21 protein-coding genes, 1 tRNA gene and 1 pseudogene are annotated in these 21,719 nt (G+C 57.4%); 11 read left to right on the top strand and 12 right to left on the bottom strand.

Annotated features, from left to right (window positions below; genetic code table 11):
* The first annotated feature begins 663 nt into the window (after positions 1-663).
* Positions 664-1,077 carry a hypothetical protein gene (locus IEX40_RS20640; protein ID WP_188751887.1) on the top strand — a complete coding sequence of 138 codons (414 nt, stop codon included), beginning with the start codon at positions 664-666 and terminating at the stop codon, positions 1,075-1,077.
* A 1,284-nt stretch (positions 1,078-2,361) separates the two neighbouring features.
* On the opposite strand, the pseudogene IEX40_RS20635 reads toward IEX40_RS20640, so the two are convergent.
* The 5 genes and pseudogenes from IEX40_RS20635 to IEX40_RS20615 all read right to left on the bottom strand — a co-directional run.
* Positions 2,362-2,735: pseudogene (locus IEX40_RS20635) on the bottom strand (transposase); the annotation flags it as partial.
* A gap of 337 nt (positions 2,736-3,072) precedes the next feature.
* A tRNA-Phe gene (locus tag IEX40_RS20630) sits at positions 3,073-3,148 on the bottom strand.
* Between the two features lie 66 nt (positions 3,149-3,214).
* Positions 3,215-3,493, bottom strand: a complete 279-nt coding sequence (locus IEX40_RS20625; protein WP_188751885.1) for an oxidative damage protection protein — start codon at positions 3,491-3,493, stop codon at positions 3,215-3,217.
* Positions 3,490-4,572 carry an A/G-specific adenine glycosylase gene (gene mutY, locus IEX40_RS20620; protein WP_229680871.1) on the bottom strand — a complete coding sequence of 361 codons (1,083 nt, stop codon included), beginning with the start codon at positions 4,570-4,572 and terminating at the stop codon, positions 3,490-3,492. Before mutY ends, IEX40_RS20625 begins: the two co-directional genes overlap by 4 nt.
* Positions 4,572-6,713, bottom strand: coding sequence for an AsmA family protein (locus IEX40_RS20615; protein WP_188751883.1), 2,142 nt, complete (start codon positions 6,711-6,713; stop codon positions 4,572-4,574). Before IEX40_RS20615 ends, mutY begins: the two co-directional genes overlap by 1 nt.
* 173 nt (positions 6,714-6,886) lie before the next feature.
* Between IEX40_RS20615 and IEX40_RS20610 the strand changes: the two genes are divergently transcribed.
* The 5 genes from IEX40_RS20610 (at position 6,887) to hisF (ending at position 10,932) form a co-directional block, all read left to right on the top strand.
* Positions 6,887-8,008, top strand: a complete 1,122-nt coding sequence (locus IEX40_RS20610; protein ID WP_188751881.1) for a response regulator — start codon at positions 6,887-6,889, stop codon at positions 8,006-8,008.
* A gap of 106 nt (positions 8,009-8,114) precedes the next feature.
* Positions 8,115-8,708 carry an imidazoleglycerol-phosphate dehydratase HisB gene (gene hisB / locus IEX40_RS20605; RefSeq protein ID WP_188751879.1) on the top strand — a complete coding sequence of 198 codons (594 nt, stop codon included), beginning with the start codon at positions 8,115-8,117 and terminating at the stop codon, positions 8,706-8,708.
* A 3-nt stretch (positions 8,709-8,711) separates the two neighbouring features.
* Positions 8,712-9,359 (top strand): imidazole glycerol phosphate synthase subunit HisH, encoded by a 648-nt coding sequence (gene hisH / locus IEX40_RS20600; RefSeq protein ID WP_188751877.1) that lies wholly within the window; start codon positions 8,712-8,714, stop codon positions 9,357-9,359.
* Positions 9,360-9,397: 38 nt separating this feature from the next.
* Positions 9,398-10,135, top strand: a complete 738-nt coding sequence (gene hisA / locus IEX40_RS20595) for a 1-(5-phosphoribosyl)-5-[(5-phosphoribosylamino)methylideneamino]imidazole-4-carboxamide isomerase (RefSeq protein WP_188751875.1) — start codon at positions 9,398-9,400, stop codon at positions 10,133-10,135.
* A gap of 23 nt (positions 10,136-10,158) precedes the next feature.
* On the top strand, positions 10,159-10,932 hold the full coding sequence (gene hisF, locus IEX40_RS20590) for an imidazole glycerol phosphate synthase subunit HisF (protein ID WP_188751874.1): 774 nt from the start codon (positions 10,159-10,161) through the stop codon (positions 10,930-10,932).
* Positions 10,933-11,175: 243 nt separating this feature from the next.
* Here hisF and IEX40_RS20585 read toward each other — a convergent pair whose 3' ends face one another.
* The 5 genes from IEX40_RS20585 to IEX40_RS20565 form a co-directional block, all read right to left on the bottom strand.
* Positions 11,176-12,030, bottom strand: coding sequence for a DNA ligase (locus IEX40_RS20585; protein ID WP_188751872.1), 855 nt, complete (start codon positions 12,028-12,030; stop codon positions 11,176-11,178).
* A gap of 60 nt (positions 12,031-12,090) precedes the next feature.
* A complete protein-coding gene (locus IEX40_RS20580; RefSeq protein ID WP_188751870.1) occupies positions 12,091-13,002 on the bottom strand; it encodes a hypothetical protein in 912 nt (303 codons plus the stop codon).
* On the bottom strand, positions 12,999-15,134 hold the full coding sequence (locus tag IEX40_RS20575; protein ID WP_188751868.1) for a putative bifunctional diguanylate cyclase/phosphodiesterase: 2,136 nt from the start codon (positions 15,132-15,134) through the stop codon (positions 12,999-13,001). The genes IEX40_RS20580 and IEX40_RS20575 overlap by 4 nt, the downstream gene beginning before the upstream one ends.
* Entirely contained in the window at positions 15,131-16,042 is a 912-nt protein-coding gene (locus tag IEX40_RS20570) for a phosphate/phosphite/phosphonate ABC transporter substrate-binding protein (RefSeq protein ID WP_188751865.1), read from the bottom strand. The genes IEX40_RS20575 and IEX40_RS20570 overlap by 4 nt, the downstream gene beginning before the upstream one ends.
* Before the next feature lie 75 nt (positions 16,043-16,117).
* The gene (locus IEX40_RS20565; protein ID WP_188751863.1) at positions 16,118-16,699 is read right to left on the bottom strand and encodes an LOG family protein; all 582 of its coding nucleotides are present in this window, start codon (positions 16,697-16,699) and stop codon (positions 16,118-16,120) included.
* A 265-nt stretch (positions 16,700-16,964) separates the two neighbouring features.
* Here IEX40_RS20565 and IEX40_RS20560 point away from each other — a divergent pair, with 265 nt between their 5' ends.
* From IEX40_RS20560 to IEX40_RS20550, 3 genes are read left to right on the top strand one after another with little or no spacing between them, the layout of a single operon-like run.
* Positions 16,965-17,573: a YjaG family protein gene (locus IEX40_RS20560; protein WP_188751859.1), complete on the top strand. Its 609-nt coding sequence runs from the start codon at positions 16,965-16,967 to the stop codon at positions 17,571-17,573.
* On the top strand, positions 17,573-17,842 hold the full coding sequence (locus IEX40_RS20555) for a hypothetical protein (RefSeq protein ID WP_188751858.1): 270 nt from the start codon (positions 17,573-17,575) through the stop codon (positions 17,840-17,842). The genes IEX40_RS20560 and IEX40_RS20555 overlap by 1 nt, the downstream gene beginning before the upstream one ends.
* A gap of 18 nt (positions 17,843-17,860) precedes the next feature.
* On the top strand, positions 17,861-18,328 hold the full coding sequence (locus IEX40_RS20550) for a hypothetical protein (RefSeq protein WP_188751855.1): 468 nt from the start codon (positions 17,861-17,863) through the stop codon (positions 18,326-18,328).
* A 17-nt stretch (positions 18,329-18,345) separates the two neighbouring features.
* Here the strand turns inward: IEX40_RS20550 and IEX40_RS20545 are convergent, their stop codons facing one another.
* Positions 18,346-19,287 carry an NADP-dependent oxidoreductase gene (locus IEX40_RS20545; RefSeq protein WP_188751853.1) on the bottom strand — a complete coding sequence of 314 codons (942 nt, stop codon included), beginning with the start codon at positions 19,285-19,287 and terminating at the stop codon, positions 18,346-18,348.
* Positions 19,288-19,367: 80 nt separating this feature from the next.
* Here IEX40_RS20545 and IEX40_RS20540 point away from each other — a divergent pair, with 80 nt between their 5' ends.
* Together IEX40_RS20540 and cysZ are read left to right on the top strand one after the other, a co-directional pair.
* Positions 19,368-19,595 carry a hypothetical protein gene (locus IEX40_RS20540; protein WP_188751851.1) on the top strand — a complete coding sequence of 76 codons (228 nt, stop codon included), beginning with the start codon at positions 19,368-19,370 and terminating at the stop codon, positions 19,593-19,595.
* Between the two features lie 9 nt (positions 19,596-19,604).
* Positions 19,605-20,393, top strand: coding sequence for a sulfate transporter CysZ (gene cysZ / locus IEX40_RS20535; RefSeq protein ID WP_188751849.1), 789 nt, complete (start codon positions 19,605-19,607; stop codon positions 20,391-20,393).
* A gap of 6 nt (positions 20,394-20,399) precedes the next feature.
* Here the strand turns inward: cysZ and phoR are convergent, their stop codons facing one another.
* Entirely contained in the window at positions 20,400-21,710 is a 1,311-nt protein-coding gene (gene phoR, locus IEX40_RS20530) for a phosphate regulon sensor histidine kinase PhoR (protein WP_188751847.1), read from the bottom strand.
* Positions 21,711-21,719 lie beyond the last annotated feature (9 nt).

Genomic DNA, 21,719 nt, shown 5'->3' with positions numbered 1-21,719 from the left:
TTAGGGTCAAGTTTACCGGTCTTATTTTTGGTGAAGCTGTGCGCTTCGATAATGGTTAGACAGTGAACCCTCTTTCGTAATCCGGCATCAAACAATCCCCGATAAACTTTGTAGAAATCTGGTGGGCTTGAAAATGGCGCTTCATCATATGACGGAGCCTTAGAATAACGTGGGGGCATGGTTTTGTTCAGCAACTAGCCAGCAAACATCCTCATTGACGGAATTTCGTAAAGTGAATTCCATGGCCAGATCTGACGTTGCTCCACTGCTGCATGCAGTGAATCCGTAGCACGAAAAATAAAGCCAGTGGCCTGTACCTGCCTGGGGATAATGGAGGAGATGTCGCCTTCGAGATGTGCCCATGGAATCCGAATGTCCACTTGGTTTCGGGATTTTTCCTTGCTCTTTGGCGGCGCTTGTTGCTGAGCTTGCTGTCAGTGAGTCTGAACCGCTGATCTATCTCTAAGCCTTCGACCGTGTTCAACATACATTATGTCATGCAGCGGCATTGATCTCATTTTTGCTTTACCATTGATTGAGTCAACTACTAATGTGGCACAAAAATACGTAGGAGAGTGAGCCCATCCTATTTCTCTAAGCTCGATGGGTGGCATGATGTTTGCTGCCTAATAGTTTTCCAAGAAATTAAGGGAGGAGGTTAAGATGAATGTTGCGTTAATACGGAAAGTTTTTGCCATACCAAGCGCTCATGGCGGCAATAGTCTGCCGCAAGATGAAAAAGTAAATTCAGCTTATATCTCAGAGAATATCATAAAAAGCTCCAAGCAAGTAGATTTGCGTGATGTGTCAATTAATGAGATAAATACGTTGATAAAATCAGGTAAAACTGAGTTATTAGATGTACTTCCATTTATTCCTCCGCACATTGTCGAACAAAATAAATTCGATCCAGAATCGATTCAAAGTCATCGTTTGGACCTATTGTATCAGCTCGAAAGCAGCATTGATTTTAAGAAGAGTATTGGTGAGAATACAGCTTTCCTGGAGGAATTATTTGAAAAAATTAAAAGTATAGATGGTGCTTACCTGCCCGCAAAAATTGACACTATCGCATAGTTTAAGTTTTAGGAAGATGTAATAAGGTTTGTTGTGTGAAAGAATTTATCCTCAGAGCTCTTCAGAAGGCTAAAAAATATTTTGAATTTGTAAATTTAGTTTATAAGAAAATAATGATAATTCATGGGCAGGGGGTTGAGATAATAGTCGAACTTAGGTAAAGAGTTCACCCGGGATTTGTATTGTGGGAATCTTTTAATTTTATAAGTGAAGCAGGCATCATGCAAATTAAATAAATGAGAATAAGTATATCATTATTTAAAATAACAAACTATTTCTAGTAATCCGGATGTATTTATATAATGAATATTTAATTCAGGCTGATTAAACCTTATTTTTATTATGTATTAATGGCCTTGTACTGGCTGTTAAGAGTAATGTTATAGATATTGGTTTAACTATTGGTAATCTTTTTATTCTGAGTGAGAAAAGGTGTTTTTATGATATTCTAAAAACCATATCGATTATAAATTAACGTCACTAGCCGGTTGTATATCGATATCAAAATAAAAGGTAGTAGTAATTCCGTAGAGCTACGGATTGGTTTTGTCGATTTTTAGATCGTGCAAATAACCATTGCCCGGATTATGAGAGCATGTTTCTATTTTTTGTATAGATATTTTTATTTTTTGTTTCCTGCCTTGAACATGTTAGTGAATGAGTGAGATGATATTGATCAGGTCACTTGAAAATTCGAGGCGGGTCAAGCAAATACATCTACTGGGTAGTACCAGTACCAGAATTTTAACATTGCACTGTGAATCATTAATGCAGTAGTCTCATAATAAACCTGGCTCAAAAAAAGTGGAAAAATTAGATCCTAAACTTTCAAGCATAGATATGGTAAAGGTACACATTTCGTAGCTGAAGAGTGTTCCACCTCACTCCTAGCCTTAAATATTCAATTTGCATATAGCAGTTATAACAATTTCAAATATGGATTTTTCATGTCATTATGATAATTTCTATATGGAATGAATAAGGAATTTAATTTTCATCATCTAGTTACCAAAGTGTTTTGCTCTTCACACTGTATGCATATGGATTTTTAAGCGGCCAGTTGGCCGCTTTTTTTCTAAATTATTAAAATTAAAACAATCTTGTGTTAAATTGACATGTGCAGACCAGTTAAGGTCTGTTTTTTTAATATTTCAATTTATGTTTTAACACTTGTATACACTCAAAAAATTATTAAATATTGTAGTGATCTGCCAATCTCAGACAGTAAGTTAAGTTTTTCTCCTGCCTTCGCAGGCGGCGCTCCATGAATCGATCCGACTGATACACCTCTTCAAATATATGACGCGCCAAGCCGTGCTGTTCCAGCAGGTGACAAAACTTCAGAATGGTGGAGTGATCAGGTATCGCCTTGTCCAGAGGCAGGCCTGCAACAAGTCTCATGGATGCGATCTCGTACAGCGTATCTTCCATGGACGGGTTACTGAGGTTGTACCACTGCTGCCTACAGTGAATCCGAAGCATGGTGGACAACGGTAAGGACGACAACCATTGCCGGCCTTCGGGTAGTGAGGCTCAATGACGTCTTCAAGATGTGACTAGGGGATCAGCGTGTCCATTCGTCCTAGGAATTTCTCTTTGCGGGTCCGGTGGCGCTTAAGGTCGGACTCGCTATCAGCGAAGGTGAGCTGCTGATCCATCCAAACATCCTCGATGTGCCTGAGCGGGTGATTGTCTCATTAGAAGGACTTGTTCACACTTTCCCTCGGCAATGTGGCAGTCAGACTGAATGTGCTTCAGCTCAGCTCGCCTTTAAGTTCCACGGTATCGCTGCATCAGCGAAGATGGTTATATCTTCAACATGCAGAAGCTGGTCGGCATGATTGAGAACGTCCACATGCGCATACTTTGTGTTGGAGTACTGCGTGGTGCCGGTTTGGCTGATGGGCAGACGGAGCTAGATGCTGCTCCGACCAGATATGGGCCAGAGCACGGAAACGAAAAAGGCCTGCATTTGACTGTAAGCCTTCTAAGTAGTGGTGCCCGGAGGCGGAATCGAACCACCGACACGGGGATTTTCAATCCCCTGCTCTACCGACTGAGCTATCCGGGCAACGAGGCGCGTATTAAACCCGACTTGCCTTAGGGTGTCAACGCCCTGTTTTCACTTTTCTTTCCGTTACTTGCTTTCGGACGGGGGGACGTAGCCTTCGGCCTTGTCGTACTCCTCGCCGGAGAGAAACTTCTCCATCTCCTGCTGCAGGTATTTACGGCTTTGCGGATCCATCAGGTTCAAGTGCTTCTCGTTGATCAGCATGGTCTGGTGCTCGGTCCACTCCTGCCAGGCCTGCTTGGATACGTTGTCGTAGATATCCTGACCCAGGGCACCTGGATAGGGTGGACGCTCGAGGCCTTCCATCTCTTGTTTGTATTTGCGGCAGATGACTGTACGGCTCATCGCGTTGCTCCCTTGTGGCTGGCGCTGCCGAGCGTTTCAAGCAGGCGCTTGACTGGCGCGGCCAGGCCGATGTTTTGTGGTTGGCGGGTGTTATACCAGAGTGTCGGCGGGCCTTCCATGACTGAGTTTGTAGGGTCTTTCACGCTGACCAGCACCGGCGTGATATCCAGGTGGTAGTGGCTGAAGGTGTGTCTGAGCGGTTCCAGCGGGGTTGCTTTGAGTATCTCGAAACCGAGTTCCGCTTGGGCGTCGCGCAGATCCTGCACCTCCGGCAGACTCCACAGACCGCCCCAGATGCCGCTCGGAGGGCGCTGGGCCAGGAGTACCTGCTCGTCAGCGTCGCGAATGATCAGCATCTGTGTCTGTTTGACCGGGAGCGTCTTCTTGGGCCTTGGGGTTGGCAACTTGCTGGTCAGACCCAGGGCGAAGGCTTTACATTCCTGCTGCAACGGGCACAGCAGACAGCTGGGTTTGCCTCGGGTACAGAGGGTGGCGCCCAGGTCCATCATCGCCTGGGTATAGTCGCCGGCGCGTTCGATCGGGGTGTTGCGTTCGGCCAGTGTCCAGAGGCTGCTCATGACCGAAGGTTGTCCGGGCCAGCCCTCGACCGCGTAGAAGCGCGCCAGAACGCGTTTCACATTGCCGTCGAGTATGGCCGCGCGCTTGCCGGTGGCGATCGACAGGATGGCACCGGCGGTGGAACGGCCTATGCCCGGTAGCGCCTCCAGACCCTCGACGCTATCGGGGAAATCTCCCCCGAACTCCCGACTGACGATGTACGCGGCCTTGTGCAGGTTGCGCGCGCGGGCGTAGTAACCCAGCCCGGTCCAGAGGTGGAGCACCTCGTCGATCTCCGCATCGGCGAGGTCGTGCACATCGGGAAAACGGTCGATAAAGCGTTGGTAGTAGGGGATCACAGTGGTGACCTGGGTCTGCTGCAGCATGATCTCGGAGATCCAGGTGTTATAGGCCGTTTTTTCCCGCTGCCAGGGCAGGTCCTTGCGGCCGTGTTGGTCGAACCACTCCAGCACGGCGCTGTGAAACTCCGTCGGTGACAGGCTGTTGACCAAGGTATCCATCAGTTGCCGAACAGACCTTTAAGCAGTGACTTGGCGCCCTCGTCGCCCAGCTTCTCACCCAGCTTCTCTTCGATCTTCTTGCTTACCTTCTCCTCGACCTTCTTCTTCGCTTCGGCCTTGAGCAGGTTGGCAAAGACGCTGGCGTCCGGGCTGCACATCTTGGCCGGCGGCGTATCGAAGGAACCCTTGCAGTTGACCGGGAACTCGACACCCTCGAGACGGTTGTTGACCGAGCAGGTCTGCTTGAACAGATTCTCCTTGATGGTCAGGCCCAGGCGATAGTCGACCAGTGCCTTGGGCAGGTCGACGCTGCCGCGCCCGGCCAGGGACATGGCATCCAGGGTTGCCGCCAGATCCTTGTTGCTGACCACGCCGTTGGAAATGTTGAAGTTACCGCCCATGTTGGCGAAAGGTGTGGACTGGTCCACCTGCTCGGTATTGATGCCGAGGCTGGCGACATTGTTGATCCCCTGGCAGATGGTCTGTGCCATGTTGATCCCCTCGATCACCCCGTCGGCGGCGTTGACGCTGGCGTTCCCGCTGAGCGAATTGACGATGGCGTAGATCGACTGGCCCTGGGCGCTGAGCTTGGCGGTGGAGCTGACCGCACCGGTGATCGGGGCGCTGCCGTTCATGGCGGTGAGCAGCTCGCCGATCTGTACGCCGGTGATCTTCTTGTCGATAGCGATCTGCAGCGGCGATTTGCGCGCATCCAGCGTAACGGCGTTACGCAGGGTGCCGGAGTAGAGGTCGGCGTCGATGCGGCTGATCTTGACCAGGCCGTTATGGGCGCTGACGGTCAGGCCCAGGTTATTGGCATCGAGGCCGGAGATCTTCAGTTGCGCCAGGTCCAGTTTAGCGTCCAGGTTGAGCGCCTTGAGCGGCTCGACCGGGATGACCTCCTCTTTTGACCAGCGCTCGCCGCCGCTCTGGCCATTGCTGGCGCTTTGTTGCCCCGCTTTTTCGTTACTGGCCGGAGGCAGATAGCGGTCGGCGTTGAGACTGTCGCCCTTGAGCGCGATAGTTTGTGCCTGGCTCTTGAGGTCGATGGTCAGGGAGCCGGTGAAGGTGGTGTCGTCCAGTGTCAGCGTCAGCGGATTTAGCGTCAACGTGTTCGCTGGCCCGGCCAGCTTGGCGTTCAGGCCGACCGCAGTCAGGGCTTTGGCATCGCTGGTTTCGGGGGCGCTTTGCCCGAGCTGCGTCAGCAGCTGTTTGAGATCGAACTTGGCCAGGTTCAGCTCACCGGAAAAGGTCGGTGTAGCGAAGGTTTCGATACCGACCTGGCCGGTGGCGATCAGGTTGGCCAGCGCCAGCTGCTGCAGTTCGATATCGACGCGCTGTGCGGCAATATCGGCATCCACCTGGCCCTTGAGCCCGAGTTTCAGTGGCTGTGGGCCCAGGGCTGCGCTATTGACTTCAACCTCGGCATTCAGCCCGCTCAGTTGGTACTGCTTCGCCTCCAGATTCAGCTGTGCGTTGGTGGACAGCGTTGTGGTCATAGCGAGCGTTTGTGTATCGCCCTGGAACTGGTTCATCTGGGCGCTCAGCTCGATCGGAATCTCCTGCTCCGGCGCGATACGACCGGTAGTCAGGTTCAACTGGTTGACCTCGATACGGCTGCCCGCCGCTTCGTCCACATAACGCAGCTGGGCGTTACTCAGGGTGATAGACTCGATATCCAGGCCTCTGAGAGCGCCGCCACTGCGCCCCCTGTCCTGCTGCTCCTCGCCCATGGCGGCCGTACCTTTGTCGGCCTGCGTGCCTGTCCAGTTATTGGCGCGTCCGGTGGTGATCAGGTTGAGTTTCAGCCCATCCACCAGAATGCTGCTCATCTCCACATTACCGGAGAACAGGGGCATCAACTTGACTGACAGCTGGGCCTGGTTCAGCGTCGCCAGCTGGGGTTGTTCGGGGTAACGGATCGCGATGTCGTTCACGGCCAGGCCGAGCCAGGGGAATACCGACCAGTCGATTTCGCCGTTGATCTTGAGCTCGACGCCACCGCTTTCCAGCGCAGCCTGTTCTATCTCGCTGCGGTAATCGTTCGGGTCGATGACGAAACCGAGTATGACGCCGCCTGCGCCTATCAACAGTAGAACAAACACCAGAATGCCGATTAACAGCCTTGTCAGAAGTTTCATGCGTCGAGGGTCCTGTTTGCTACGGTCTTTTTGAAATAGACTGCCATTGTAGCCAATAGCTCCCGTATTTGACCAAAATCAAACGGACCGAAAAGCTAAACTCGGTATATGCGGCTAAACTGCTCCTGCTTGGAGGGGTCAACGCATCGTTTTATTAAACATGGACAGTGCCTATGCCTTTAGGACCTGGTTTTTCGGTAGTACTGCTGGTTGAGTCCCGCCAAAAGCGTGAGCAGATGGTGGAGATTCTCAGCAAGAGCTGCCGCGACTTTAAGGTAATCAGCAACGTTGACGACCTGCTTCGGCGTGCCCACGAGCGGCCCATCAGTGTGCTGATTTTCGGTCTCGTCAGCATCGAGCAAAGTGAAGTGGCGTATTTCCGCTTGCTCAAGACCGACCCGCATATCGAGCAGCATATACGTTCCACCCTGCTGCTGTGTGACCGGAACGAGGTCAAGCATGCGTTTCAGCTCTGTCGCAAGGGGCTGTTCAGTGATTACTACGTCGCTCACCCGCTGTACGATCCCTATCATCTGTTATTGCGGTTCAAGCAACTGAAGGCGTTGCAGGATGACGGTAATATGGCCGTGATGAAGCCGTCGTCGATCAGTGCCGTGTGCGACTCGCTGGAGCAGATCGCCCATGCCGATAGCCGGATTTCCGGCATCAACGCCGAGATGCTGCAACGTCTGGGTGAAACTATCACCCTGGCAATGGAAGCGCTGGGCAAGGCGGTGGAGAGCCAGATAAGCAGTGGCCAGGGTGGAACCGCCAGCGAGCTGATATCGCAGCACTCCGGAGATCTGGTGCACCGGCCGATCCATTCCAACGTCAGCGAGGCGATACGTCGGGTCAAGGAGGTGACCGCCGAGGCGGCCGAAGTCGCGATCGATCAGCGGGTGTCGATCGGGCGAGATCATCCGAGTATGCCGCCACGCCACAAGCGGGTTATCGTGGTCGAGGATAATGCTGCCTCGATGCAGGAGTTGACGACGGCGTTGGAGAAAAACGACTGCGCCACGGTCTGTTTCAATTACGGCAGCGATTTCGCGCGCGAGGCGGATGCGCTGAGTGCCGATATCATCATGCTCGATCTGACCCTGCCAGACATGCCCGCGTTCCATCTGATCAAGAAGATCAAAAGCTCCGCGTCCCTGTCGAGTGCAAAACTGTTCGTTATGGCCCAGCCCGGTGATCGGGAGAAGGTGGAGCTGGTGCTGGGCATGGGGGTTGACGAGGTGATCATGAAACCGATCGACGAGCAGATGATGGCGTTCAAACTGAGTCACTACTGAGCGACCTCGCTGCTGCTTTACCTGCCCCATGATCTGCCGTTGCGGCGCGGTTGTCTGTATAATGTGCGTTTCTTAATGCAAACCACGCGCAACGGCGGAGACAGAGATGGCCGATCGTACCGCCAGAGTGACCCGCAACACTCTGGAAACCCAGATCACCGTATCGATCAACCTCGATGGCACAGGCCAGTTCGAGGCCGATACCGGAGTCCCTTTCCTTGACCACATGATGGATCAGATCGCCCGTCATGGCCTGATCGATATGGAGATCAACGCCATCGGCGACCTGCACATCGACGATCACCACACGGTGGAGGATATCGGCATCACCCTGGGCCAGGCGTTCAAGCAGGCGGTGGGTGACAAGAAGGGTATCCGCCGTTATGGCCATGCCTATGTGCCGCTGGATGAAGCGCTGTCGCGCGTGGTGATCGATTTCTCCGGCCGTCCGGGACTGGCGATGGATGTGGAGTTCATCCGCGGTCGTGTCGGTGGCTTCGACGTGGACCTGTTCAGCGAGTTCTTCCACGGCTTCGTCAACCACGCCGGGGTGACGCTGCATATCGACAACCTGAAGGGCAAGAACACCCACCACCAGGCGGAGACGATCTTCAAGGCGTTCGGCCGTGCCCTGCGCATGGCGCTGGAGGTAGACGCTCGCGCTGCCGACATCATGCCGTCGACCAAGGGGTGCCTGTAAGCCATGAGCAGCATCGCAGTCATCGATTATGGCATGGGCAACCTGCACTCCGTGGCCAAGGCGCTGGAACATGTGCAGCCCGGTGTCGAGGTGCGTGTGACCGCCGATCCGGAGCAGGTGCGCACGGCGGATCGGGTGCTGCTGCCCGGTGTCGGCGCGATCCGCGACTGTATGGCGGAGATCCGTCGCCTGGGCGTGGATAAAGAGGTGCGCGAGGCGATCGCCTCCGGCAAACCCTTCCTCGGCATCTGCGTCGGTTATCAGGCGCTGGTGAATTTCTCCGAGGAGAATGCCGGTGTCGACTGTCTGGGTGAGTTCGACGGCCGGGTCAACTTTTTCGGCGACGATCTGCGCGATGCGGCCGGCGAGCGCCTGAAGGTGCCGCACATGGGCTGGAACGAGGTGCAGCAGAGCCTCGATCATCCGCTATGGGCCGATATCGACAATGGAACCCGCTTCTATTTCGTCCACAGCTACTACGTCAAGCTGGCCAATCGAGGCCAAGTGGCGGCGACCTGCAACTACGGCGTCGACTTCGATGTGGCGCTGGCGCACAACAACGTGTTTGCCGTGCAGTTCCACCCGGAGAAGAGTCATACCGCCGGTTTGCAGCTGCTGAAGAACTTCCTTAACTGGGACGGCCGCTTCTGAGCGGCCGGACACGCAAGAATTTCAAGGTTTTATCCACAATGCTGATTATTCCCGCGATCGATCTCAAGGACGGAAAATGCGTACGCCTGCGCCAGGGCCGCATGGACGATTCTACCGTCTTCTCCGATAACCCGGTCGACATGGCCGCCAAGTGGGTCGAAGCCGGCTGCCGCCGTCTGCACCTGGTCGACCTGAACGGCGCCTTTGCCGGTAACCCGGTTAACGGCGAGATCGTCAACGCCATCGCCAAGGCCTATCCGGAGCTGCCGATCCAGATCGGCGGCGGTATCCGCTCCGCCGAGACCATTCAGGCATATCTCGATGCCGGCGTCGACTACGTCATCATCGGCACCAAGGCGGTGAAGGAGCCTGAGTTTGTCACCGAGATGTGCAAGCAGTTCCCCGGTCACATCATCGTCGGTCTGGATGCGCAGGATGGGTATGTCGCCATTGACGGCTGGGCTGAGGTCACCGACGTCAAAGCGGTGGATCTGGCCAAGCGTTTTCGCAACGATGGCGTCAGTGCCATTGTCTATACCGATATCAGCCGCGACGGCATGATGCAGGGCGTTAACGTGGACGCCACCGTCGAGCTGGCGCGCGAAGCTGGTATCCCGGTGATCGCCTCCGGTGGTGTCACCGATATCGAGGATATCCGCAAACTGGCCGCGGTGGCCGATCAGGGTATCCTTGGCGCCATCACTGGCCGCGCGATCTACGAGGGCACGCTGGACGTGGCCGAGGCGCAGGCACTCAGTGATGAGCTGAGCAAGTAACAGATAGAGAAAGGTTAAGCACCATGGCACTGGCAAAACGCATCATCCCCTGTCTCGACGTGGAGAACGGCCGTGTGGTCAAGGGCGTGAAGTTCCTCGACATCCGCGATGCCGGTGATCCGGTGGAAGTGGCCAAGCGCTACGACGAGCAGGGTGCCGACGAGATCACCTTCCTCGACATCACCGCCAGCCACGAAGGGCGCGACACCATGGTGCATACCGTGGAGCGGATGGCGTCTCAGGTGTTTATCCCGCTGACCGTCGGCGGTGGTATCCGCACCTGCGAGGATATCCGCAAGATGCTCAACGCCGGTGCCGACAAGGTGTCGATCAACACCGCGGCAGTGTTCAACCCGGAGTTCGTGCGCGAGGCGGCGCAACGTTTCGGCAGCCAGTGCATTGTGGTCGCCATCGACGCCAAGAAGGTGTCCGCCGAGGGCGAGCCGGACCGGTGGGAGATCTTTACCCATGGCGGCCGTAAGCCCACCGGGCTGGACGCTGTGGAGTGGGCGAAGAAGATGGTCGAGTATGGTGCCGGCGAGATTCTGCTCACCTCGATGGACCAGGACGGGGTCAAGAACGGCTACGATCTCGGCGTCACCCGCGCGATCTCGGAAGCGGTGCATGTGCCGGTGATCGCCTCCGGCGGTGTCGGCAACCTGGACCACCTGGTCGAGGGCTGTATCGAAGGCAAGGCGGATGCGGTACTGGCGGCGTCGATCTTCCACTTCAACGAGTACTCCATCCCCCAGGCCAAGCAGTATATGCGTGAGCGTGGCATCGAGGTACGGCTCTGACGCTGCTAGTCGAGCCGGTTTGAAAGAGGCTCCCGAGAGGAGCCTCTTTGCGTTTTGGGCTTCAGACCCTGGTGGGGGGGCGGTCCGCGGAAGCTGCGTCCCTGGCACGCGGTGAACCCATCCTTGGGGGCTCCACTGCGCCATCCCTGGCGCAGTGGGCCAGGAACACAGCCCCCACAAACCTCCTGAAGAGGCTGGTGGTTACCTGAAACTGAATCGACACTTACATTGTATTTAAAATGTTTATAGCTCCGGATCGCGCACCCGCATAAACCGCGCAAATCGAGGCTTACCCTGACTGGTCAGGCCGTTGTAGCGATAGGTGATGGTCGAGCCGATTGCGGGTGGATTTTCGCGCTCGGCATCGCTCAGTCCGGAGCCGATACGAAAGCGCAGCCCGGTGTCGTTCTCCACGATCAGGGCGCCGGTCATACCCGTATACTTGCCCTTGCCGTCGGTGTAGCCGACCACCCGTGCCTCGGCATCCTGATAGCCTTTATATTTCAACAGCAGGTCGCTGCGGTTGGGGACATACCGCGATGCAGAGTGATGCAGCATCAACCCCTCGCCACCTAAGCGCTGGATCTGAACCAGCAACTGCTCCAGCTTGTCCCGGCTCGGCGCGCGACGCTGTTCGATCACTCGGATATAGCGGTTATCCACAGCCGGAAACAGTGTCAGCAGCGCCGCATGGCGCTCAACGAAGGTGCCCGGATGCAGGGGTAGGTCGAATAGCATGAAACTGACCTGCCGCCACTGATCGTCGGTACTCTCGTTGCGTCTGATCAGCGCGCTGAGTTCGGCAAATCGGCTGCGGCCGAGCCAGAGCTCACCATCCAGCTCGATGGGCGGCAGGTCGTGGATAAACCAGTCGGGTGCCGAAATCGGTGCGCCGCTACGGGTCTGCAGTTGCTGGCCGTTCCAGCGGGCACGCACGCCATCGAGCTTTTCGCTGACCAGGTAGTCGGCGGATTCTATCTGTTGATCCGGTAACAGTGTCTGCGCGCTCATCAGCGCCGGAACCGGAGCGGCGATGACGAATGCCGGGGTGGTCATAAGCGCCAGGGCGGCGCTTAGATGGGTTGTGGTGGATGACATCCTTGTCTCTCCTTGTTTAAGTTTCTGCCTGGCACCTCCTGCGCCAGGTATGAGGTTGGCTCAGAACTCGTAGCTGAGTTCTACCTTATAGCGGGTATCGTCGCGGTCGGGGCCGTTCAGCCAGTGTTCGGCCTGCAACTCCATCTCGAACCCCGGATCGGGTGAGGCGTATTCCAGTTTCAGCGTGGCCAGCCACTGCTCCTTGTCCTCCCACTGCCAGCCCTGCCCCGGGTCGCGTTCGGCCTGATCCTCCAACTGCCAGCTGGGGCCGGCGATCAGCTCCCAGCCAGCCAGCGGCGTGATCCAGTCGAGCCAGAGTTTTGCTTCATACTGTAGCTCCTGCTCCGCCTTTTCGACCTCATTCTGTGCGGTATTGGTCCAGGCACTGAAGCGGGTATGGGTCAGGCTCAGTTTCGGCAGCAGATACAGGCTGTACCAGGGCGTCATATACTCTGCCCGAACACTCACTTCGGTTTCGTACCCGCTGCCGCGCCCCGCTATCGGTTTGGCGTCGGCTGCAAGGTCGCTGGAGTGGTAGTCCACGTCGAGGAAGCGGTCGTGATACAGGCGCAGTGACCAGGCGTCCCCGCCAAGGTGGGAGCCCAGGTCATAGCGCAGACCCAGGCCCACATAGGGATATTGGCGCCATTCGGTGCGGGTTTTGTCCTTCTTCAGGCTGCCATCTTCGCGGAAGGTTCTTTTTTGATCGACGGTGCGGCGACTGTTGTAGCCCAGCCTGGTGCTCCACTGCCACTCCTCTTCCGGCGTCAGCTCAATTTTGAGCAGGGTGTCGCTTTCCCATCGGCGTTTGCGGCGCTCTTCCCGCTGATCGAAGCTGCGGTCCGGGTTGTACTCGATCGTGCTGCGCGAGGCGCCGTCCAGATACTTAAGCCGGGTCTTCACCTCACCCTCCAGTGCCAGGGCGGAATTGGCCAGCAGTAACAGGCTCAGCGTAAGCGCGACGTAGTTCATGCGGTTTCTTCAATCTCCAGGCGAATCTTTTGCTGCAGGTCGAGCAGAGGCATCGGGCGTGCCAGCCCAAAGCCCTGCGCCAGGTGCACACCCATCTTCCGCAACAGCGCAAGTTGCTGTTCCGTTTCGATGCCTTCGGCGACGGTGTGTATCGACAGCGACTCGGCGAGGGCGACCATGGCGTCGATCAGCGGACGCGAATGGCCGTCGATCAGGTTGTGTACGAAGGAGCGGTCGATCTTCAGGCCGTCGATCGACAGGCTGTTCAGGTAGGCTAGTGATGAATAGCCGGTGCCGAAGTCGTCGATCCAGATCTCGATGCCGGCGGATTTCCAGCGTCGCAGGGCGTTTTCGCTGCTCTCCAGGTGGGTGATCATGCTGGTTTCGGTGATCTCGATACACAGGCTGTCGTCCGGCAGGTTCTGCTGCTGCTTGAGATCGCAGATAAAGTCACAGATCGAGGACTGATGCAAAGCCGCGCCGGAGATATTGATCGACAGGCTGAACGCGGGATTGAGCTCAAGCAGGGACTGCAGGTCGGTTACCGCACGTTGCGCCACCCAACGGGTGACCTCTTCGATCAGATCCGACTCCTCGATAATCGGGATAAAACGCGCCGGGCTCAGCAGCCCGTGCTGTGGGTGCCTCCAGCGCAGCAGGGCTTCTGCGCCCAGGATACGACCGCTGCGCATGCAGTAGATCGGCTGGTAATCCAGGAACAGATAATCGTGCTTGATCGCCTCCCGTATCCCCTGCTGAATCTCCAGACGTTCGCGTATCTCCTCGGTCATCTGCGGCTGGAAGAAGGCGAACTGGTTGCGACCATGCTGCTTGGCCGAATACATGGCGATATCGGCATGCTTGAGGATCTCGCTGCTGCTGACCCCGTCATCCGGATACAGGGTAATGCCGATACTGCAGGAGATGGAAAAATACTGGCCGGAGAGCAGAAACGGGGTATTCAGCGCCGCAGACAGGGCGCGGGCGATCTCGGCCGCCTCCTCGCCGGTTTCGATGGCCGGTAGCAGGACAACGAACTCGTCACCACCGAGGCGGGCCAATAGCGATTCCGGTCGGCGCCGGCTTCGCTGCTCTTTCAGAATCTGACCGAGCCGGCGGGCGACTTCGCGCAGCAGCTGGTCGCCCTGGGCATGACCCGCGGTGTCGTTAACCTGCTTGAAGTGGTCCAGATCGATGAACAGGACTGCGAAGCGGTAGTCCATGCTGGCACTGCGATGCATGATCTCATTGAGCTTGTGCTGGAAGCTGCGCCGGTTGGGCAGCGAGGTGACCGTGTCCTCGTAGGCCATCTGGTGCACCTGATCGTGGCTCTCCTCCAGCCCGAGCCGCATTCGCTCCAGTGCTCGACCCAGGCGTCCGAGTTCATCCTCGCGCTGCAGATCGAAACTCAAGTCACGCTCACCGTCGGCGTAGCGGATACTGCGCTCGGTCAGGGTGGTAAGCGGGGTAAGCATGCGCCTGGTGAGAATACGGGCACTGAGCAGGCAGACCGGCAGCAGGATGATGAAGGTGAGTAGCAACGCACTGCGCACGGCTTGAAACATCTCCAGCTCATTGGCCTCGAGCGCCTCTGCCCGTTCGACTGCAATCTGCAGCGGGGCGGAGAAGTCGAAGCCGACCGCTATCGCTGCAAAAGGCTCGCCGCCCGCGGTGATCGGGCTGTTCAGATAGAGGTGGCTGCCTGCCCAGTGCAGTTGCGGCTGTAACCCGGAGGTCGAGCCTGGATGGAGGTAGCTGCTGACATCCTCGCCGTAGTGATTAATCGCGAGACTGCCGTCATGGATGATACGGCCATCAGCGTCATGGACATAGATATAGTCCATCTCGCGATAGCCGCGGAGATCCTCAAGCGAGTTACCGATGCTGCTCAGATCCTGCTGATAGACGGCGTCACTGAGGTTGTCTCCCAGCGCCTTGATCAGCAGGCTGGCGTCGCGCTCGAGTTGCTCGCGCATGGTATCGGTCAGGTAACTCTGGTCGATATGCGCCGACTGCCGGCGATACTCCTTGAGAGCATCATCGACCGCCATGATCAGCGTCACCATGATCACCGCCGAGACCAGAGTCAGCAGTATCGACAAGCGGGTAATGACCGAAAACTTGCGTTTCATCGCTTGGCACCGCCTGTATCGACCACCATGTCATGTAACAGCTGGAGGTCAGTGGGTTCAATCGGTGCGAAGGCTTCGGTGTGCTCGTAGCGTTCCAGTAGTGCACTGTGGCTCGCGCGATCGAGGGTTAGCAACAACTGCTGCAGGCGCTGGGCCGCATCCGGCGGCAGGGCCGGTGTGGCGGTCTCGAATGCACGTGGATAAAAGGGTGAGCGGTATATGATCCGCAGGCGTTGGCGAATAGTGGGAGGCACGCGGTCGGGGTTGTTCCAGTCGCCGTCGTTAAGCGCGCCTGCCGCGACTATCGCCTTGTCCACCCAGAGGGCGTTGTTCTTCTCGTTGCGGCTGAACAGATAGCCGATAGTGCCGCTGGGCGGAAGCTCTGTCGCCTTGTGCAGCGGGCTCAGAGTGAATCCGGAGCGTTCGAGGATACGCTTGGGCAGGTAGTAACTGCTGAACGAATAGGGGTGTTCGAAGGCGATCTGCCGGTTGACCAGGTCGGCCAGCTCCTTGATCCCGGATCCCTCGCGGGTATAGATCAGGGTCTGGTATTGGCGCTGGCCATTTTTCCACTTCTTGACCAGGGCGCGTGAACCGGTTTCCTGAACCAGGCGTGCGGTGGTATAGGGGGTTTCTGTTACCCAGTGCACCTCTCCCGCACGTATCGCCGCTATTAACTCGTCGGCAGTGCGGAACAGCCTGACTTCGGCGCCATCGAAGCCGAACTCGCTCAGCTGGTCGGCTATATAACTGGCCATGGGGCGCAGCTCGGCATAATCCTTCTTTGGCCGCTCGCTGATCTGAGCAAGCACCAGCGGTTGGGCGCTAACAGATGCCGACAGCAGCAGGGTTGCCAGCGTCAGATATTGGACAGCCTGTGTCAGCAAGAATGTGAGCAGCCGGGACATTTTAGGATCAATATGATTATGCAGCCTAGCAGAGTACGAGAAGCTGCCATTGATTGCCAGCCAGCAAATCAAGGCTTAGATCTTTTCCGGATCCCACTTGACCGAGCCCAATTCAATACCCCGATTGATGCGTGCCAGCAAGCCGGCGATATCCTGCTCGACCCAGAGCAGTTCACGACAGCGTGAGCGGATAAAGCCCTGCTCCTCGGTGTGGCCGAGGAATGCCAGCAGCGGATCGTAGAAGCCATCCAGGTTAAGTAGCCCGATCGGTTTATCGTGGTAGCCGAGCTGGGCCCAGGTCCAGACTTCGAACAGCTCTTCGAAAGTGCCGATACCTCCAGGCAGGGCGACAAAGGCGTCGGCTAGCTCGGCCATTCTCGCCTTGCGCGCATGCATGTCGGGTACGACCTCCAGCGAGGTCAGTCCCTGATGCGCGACCTCCGCCTTGAACAGGCTTTCGGGGATAACGCCGGTAGCCTTGCCGCCGCTGTCCATGACCCCATCGGCAACCGCGCCCATCAAGCCGATGGAGCCACCGCCGTAAACCAGTGCACTGCCCTGCTTGACCAGGGCTGCGCCCAAGGCATAGGCCTGGTCGCGGTATGCGGGTTGGGTGCCGTCGCTGGAGCCACAGAATACGCAGAGGGTAGAAGCCATTTTTCACCTGCTTGATAAGGTTGGGATCGCCGCCAATGGCGACAGTCGTCGGCGTAAGCCGGCTTTCTCAAGTTAAAACCATACTAACATGTTGTAACTCCTGCTTTACCAATAGGGTGCGGGAGGTACATCGTGTAAGGATAACCGACACATATGAACGATATTTTGATCTGATTGTGCTGCCTTGGGTGCATTTCCCTACAGCTGCGGCGAATCAGGACGTACAATAACCGGCTAGACGTAACGAATTCTGCGGAGAGAGCGAATGACGGAACTGATTCAGTTGGACAAACAGCTTGAGGGGCTGCAAAGCTGGCAACTGGTCGCTTTCAGCGCCGCCTTGAGCGAGCGGATGTTTCCCAACTATCAGTTGTTCTCGCGCTTGGTTGGCTTTGGCGACCACCAGCAACTGCGCGGGATACTCGATGGGGTTTGGAACCAGCTGGCCGGCACCGGCGCCAGGATCAACGCCGAGGTGCAGCTCGATAATGTCGAGGCCAACATCCCGAATCTGGACGAGTTCGACATGTACGGGGCGATGCCCGCCTACGATGCCGCCGTCGCCCTGTACTCGACGCTGACCTGCCTGCTTGAGGGTGACGCTGCCGAAGCCGCCGGTGTGGCCAACCTGTCGCACGAGTGCGTGGCCAATTTCATCGAGGTCACCGCCGCCAACGACCAGATGTCTGACGAAGAGCTGGTGCGTTTTATCAACACCCACGATCTGATGCTGGATGAGGATGCGTTCCGCGAGGAGTTGCTGGAGCGTTTGCAGGCTCAAGGCAAAGCCGACGCCGCGTTTATCCGCGATCTGCGCACACTGGCGGAGAACGAGGGTGTCAGCAATATCGGCATCAGCGGTGACGACTCCTGATGTTGAAGCTGGGACTGTTACTGCTGATTTTACCGCCGCTGGGATTGATGGCCGGATATATGATGGAGCAGGCGGACGTGGATGCCTGTCTGGATGCCGGCGGTGCCTGGAACTATGTCGAACGTCTCTGTATCGACAGTGCCCAGTCTGGCACACTGCCCTTCGTTCCCTTCATGCAACGCCATCCGGTACTGGTCAACGGCGGCATGCTGCTGTCCGTATTGGGACTGTTGTTCTGCCTGGTCGGGTTGTACCGCGGCCGCAGCTGAACTGTTCGGAGTTACCCTATGTTAAAAAAAGTCATGCTGGCACTGCTGGCGATCGCTGTAGTGGGTGGCGGTTATCTGTGGCTGAACCGGGATAGGTTCGTCGCTGAGTTCAACCAGCAGCGGGCTGCAGACGCGCAGCGCTTCCACGCCGCCGGTATCGAGTTTGGGCGTAATCACGACCAGCAGGCCTGCCTGGACAAGGCACTGAGCGATTTCGATACCCAGTGCACCGGTTTCGAGTGCACAGTGCGCTACGGCAAGTTCCTCAAGGCGTGCCTGGACAGCTCCAGCGTCAATCCGGCGTTTTGCCAGGGTGTGCCGGCGTTTAATGAGGAGCTCAGTGAAGAGGATAAAAACTGGGCGCGGCAAAGCTGCTGGGGGCGGGATATTCGCGGTGAGGGTTGCCGCCTGCTGATGCGTCAGCAGCAGCTGTTCTGCTCCTCCAGCGAGGCGGCCGTGCCCGGTAGACTGGCCACCGGGCAATAGGGCTTGAGGGATAGCGCTTAAGCAACAGTCAGCACCAGTTTGCCGCGTTGATGGCCACTGGCGCTGAGCTGGTGCGCCCGCCCGGCTTCGGCCAGAGGCAGTGTCTGCGCCAGACTCAGGGTGAGCTGGCCGGCCGAGTACAGGGCAGCGAGTTCGGCAAGTTCGGTACCGTTGGGCTCAACACGGATTCCCAGTACCCGATAACCTCCCCTCTCGCCCGCTTCCGCGACCTCGGCTGCCGTTACCGATGGCAGGGTCACCATCAGCCCGCCGGGCTTCAGGCAGCCCAACGCCTCGATTGCCGTAGCACCGCCCACACCATCGATGATGATATCCACATCGCGCAGGCTGACCGACAGATTGGCGCTGGTGTAGTCGATGCACTCGTCACAGCCCAGCGACGCGATAAAGGCCTGGTTGTCGGCAGATGCCGTACCGATCACGTAGGCCCCGGCCGCTTTGGCCAGCTGTACCGCCAGGTGGCCGACGCCGCCCGCCGCGGCCAGGACCAGCACCCGCTGTCCGGCCTGAACCCCAGCCTTGTCATGCAGGGCCTGCCAGGCGGTCAGTCCGGCCAAGCCCAGCCCTGCTGCGGCGTTGACCTCGAGAGCCGCGGGCCGCTTGGCGATCTGATTGGCCGGTGCGCAGACCGACTCGGCATAGCAGCCGGCGGCCTCGGGAAAGCGCAGGAAGCCGAACACCTCGTCGCCGACGCTGAAATCGCTGACACCCTCACCCACCGCTTCTACCGTGCCGGCGCACTCCCAGCCTGGAATGTAGGGTAGCTCGCCAATAAATGCGCTGGCCCCGCCTCCGGAGCAGGTCTTCCAGTCGATCGGGTTTACACCCGCCGCCCGGTTGCGGATCAGCACCTCGCCACGTGCGGCTACAGGGGGGGCGACTTCGTCGAGGCTGAGGTTGTCCGGACCGCCAAAGGCATGGAGTCGAATCGCTTTCATGTTACTCTCCGTCAACTGAATTACCGGGCCACGGCTGGTGCGTCCGGCACTTGTCTATCTATCTCGCGAGAAGGATTCCGATGATCTATCTGGCCATTATTGAGCCGTTTCTGTTCTGGGGCGGGCTGCTGGTATTTCTGACCTCACTGGGGCTCTACGTCAAACGCACCCAGGATTGGCAAGCGGTACTGAGGTTCTGGCAGCCGCTGATCAGCTTTACACCGCTGGAGTTCAGAATCAACCGCATTGGCTTGACGTTGATGCTGATTGCCGTGGTGATCCGCTTCGCTTTCTATTTTATGGCATAGGGAGGAGCTATGAAGGGTAACCCGATCAGGGGCTCCGGCTATTTTCTGCGCGGGCTGGCGATGCTGCCGCAGCCCGGCATTCGCAGTTTCGTGGTGGTGCCGCTGCTGATCAATATCCTGCTGTTCAGCGGGGCGATCTGGCTGCTGGCGAGCCAGTTCGGCGGCTGGATCGACTATCTGATGAACGCCTGGCTGCCGGACTGGCAGTGGCTGGATTTTCTACGCTACATCCTCTGGCCACTGTTCGCGCTGCTGGTGCTGGTGCTGGTCTATTACGGCTTCTCCATCGTCGCCAACTTTATTGCCGCACCGTTCAATGGCTTCCTGGCCGAGAAGGTGGAGCGGCAGCTGCGCGGCGACCCTCTGGGTAACGAGGGCTGGGGCGAGGTGGTCAAGATGATACCGCGAGCGCTACACCGCGAGGTGGCGAAACTGCTTTACTATCTGCCCCGTGTCCTGTTTCTGCTGATTCTCAGCTTTATCCCGCTGATCAATCTGGCGATGCCGGTGATCTGGTTCCTGTTCGGTGCCTGGATGATGGCGATCCAGTATTGTGACTATCCGATGGACAACAACAGGGTCAGCTTTGCCGATATGAAAGGCCTGCTGAAGTCGCACCGCTTTACCGCGGTGGGGTTTGGTTCGCTGGTGCAGTTCGGCATGCTGGTGCCGCTGCTCAACCTGATCATCATGCCGGCGGCGGTGGTTGGCGCGACGATCTACTGGGTTGAGGAGTATGCCGGTGACAATGGTGGCGAACGGATGATCAACGCCGGTGGCGAGATCGTGCGCCGCTAACAACCTTCAGGCGGTAACGCTGTCCTGTTGTTCCAGGCGGCGCAGCATATCCGGCGGGAAGTGGCAGCTGAAGGTGCTGCCCTTGCCGCTGCGGCTCTCGATGGTGAGCTGGGCGCCGTGGCGCATCAGCACATGTTTGACAATGGCCAGGCCCAGTCCGGTGCCACCGCTGGCGGATGAGCGGCTCTCGTCGACACGGTAGAAGCGTTCGGTCAGGCGCGGGATGTGCGCGGGATCTATGCCGATGCCGTTATCCCGTACCGAGAAATGGCCTCCGCGGATATCCACTTTCCAGCTTATCTCGATCTCGCCGGGCCCCGGCGTGTATCGCACCGCGTTGAATACCAGGTTGGAGAAGGCACTCTGCAGCTCCAGTTCCTGCCCTACAAGGTCATACTCGGTATCGATGTCGAGGTGGAACTGGTGGCCGCGTTCGGCCGACAGGTCGCGGGCATCGAGTGCGATCTGTTCGATCAGCGAGCGAATGCGGATCGGGTGCTCATCGCTGATCTGCTGGGTCGATTCAAGCCGCGACAGCAACAACAGGTCTGCCACCAGGCTCTCCATGCGCTTGGCCTGCTGCTGCATCTGTGACAGTGCGCGTTGCAGTGGACGCGGTAGCTCCTGGTCGAGGAAGGTCTCCAGATAGCCACGGATCACGGTCAGCGGTGTGCGCAGTTCGTGGGAGGCGTTGGCGACGAAATCCTGGCGGGTCTGTTCCAGTTTCACCAGGCGGGTAATGTCGCGTGCCACCAGTACCCTGTCCCCTTCGCCGAAGCGGCTGATCTGGTACTGCAGGTGGATGTCGGGATTGACCGGTGAGAGTAGTTGCAGCGGCTCCTGATAATTGCTCTTGCGGTAGTAGCGCACGAAGCGGGGGTCGCGTATCAGATTGAGCAGCGGCTTGCCGCGATCACCTGGCTGTAGACCCAGCAGGGTGTTGGCGGTACTGTTCCACCACTCAAGACTGTTGTGGCTATCGACGATGATGATGGCGTCGTCGAGCGCGGCAGTGGATTGCTGAAAGCGGGCGATAACCGATTTCAGCTGCTGTTCCCGTGTCTGTGCATGTTTCTGGTGACGCGCCAGCTCATCCAGCAGTTCGCCCCAGGCGCCCCGGCTCTCTGGAGGTTCACTCTGGTCCTCACGCTGTAACCAGGTCATCAGCAGGTTGTACTGCCTGATCTGCAGGCAGGCCCAGATACCGACACCGGCCGCTAATCCCCAGCCGGGGTAGGCAAACAGCAGGCCCAACAGGAAGCCGGCGCCGGCATAGGCAAGCAAGGCGTAGGTCATGGAGTGGCGCGAACGACGCATACTATCCCT

Source organism: Marinobacterium zhoushanense, assembly GCF_014641945.1.
Taxonomy (GTDB): Bacteria; Pseudomonadota; Gammaproteobacteria; order Pseudomonadales; family Balneatricaceae; genus Marinobacterium_D; species Marinobacterium_D zhoushanense.
Note: the sequence above shows the minus strand (reverse complement) of the source record. Positions and strands in the feature narration are given on the sequence as shown.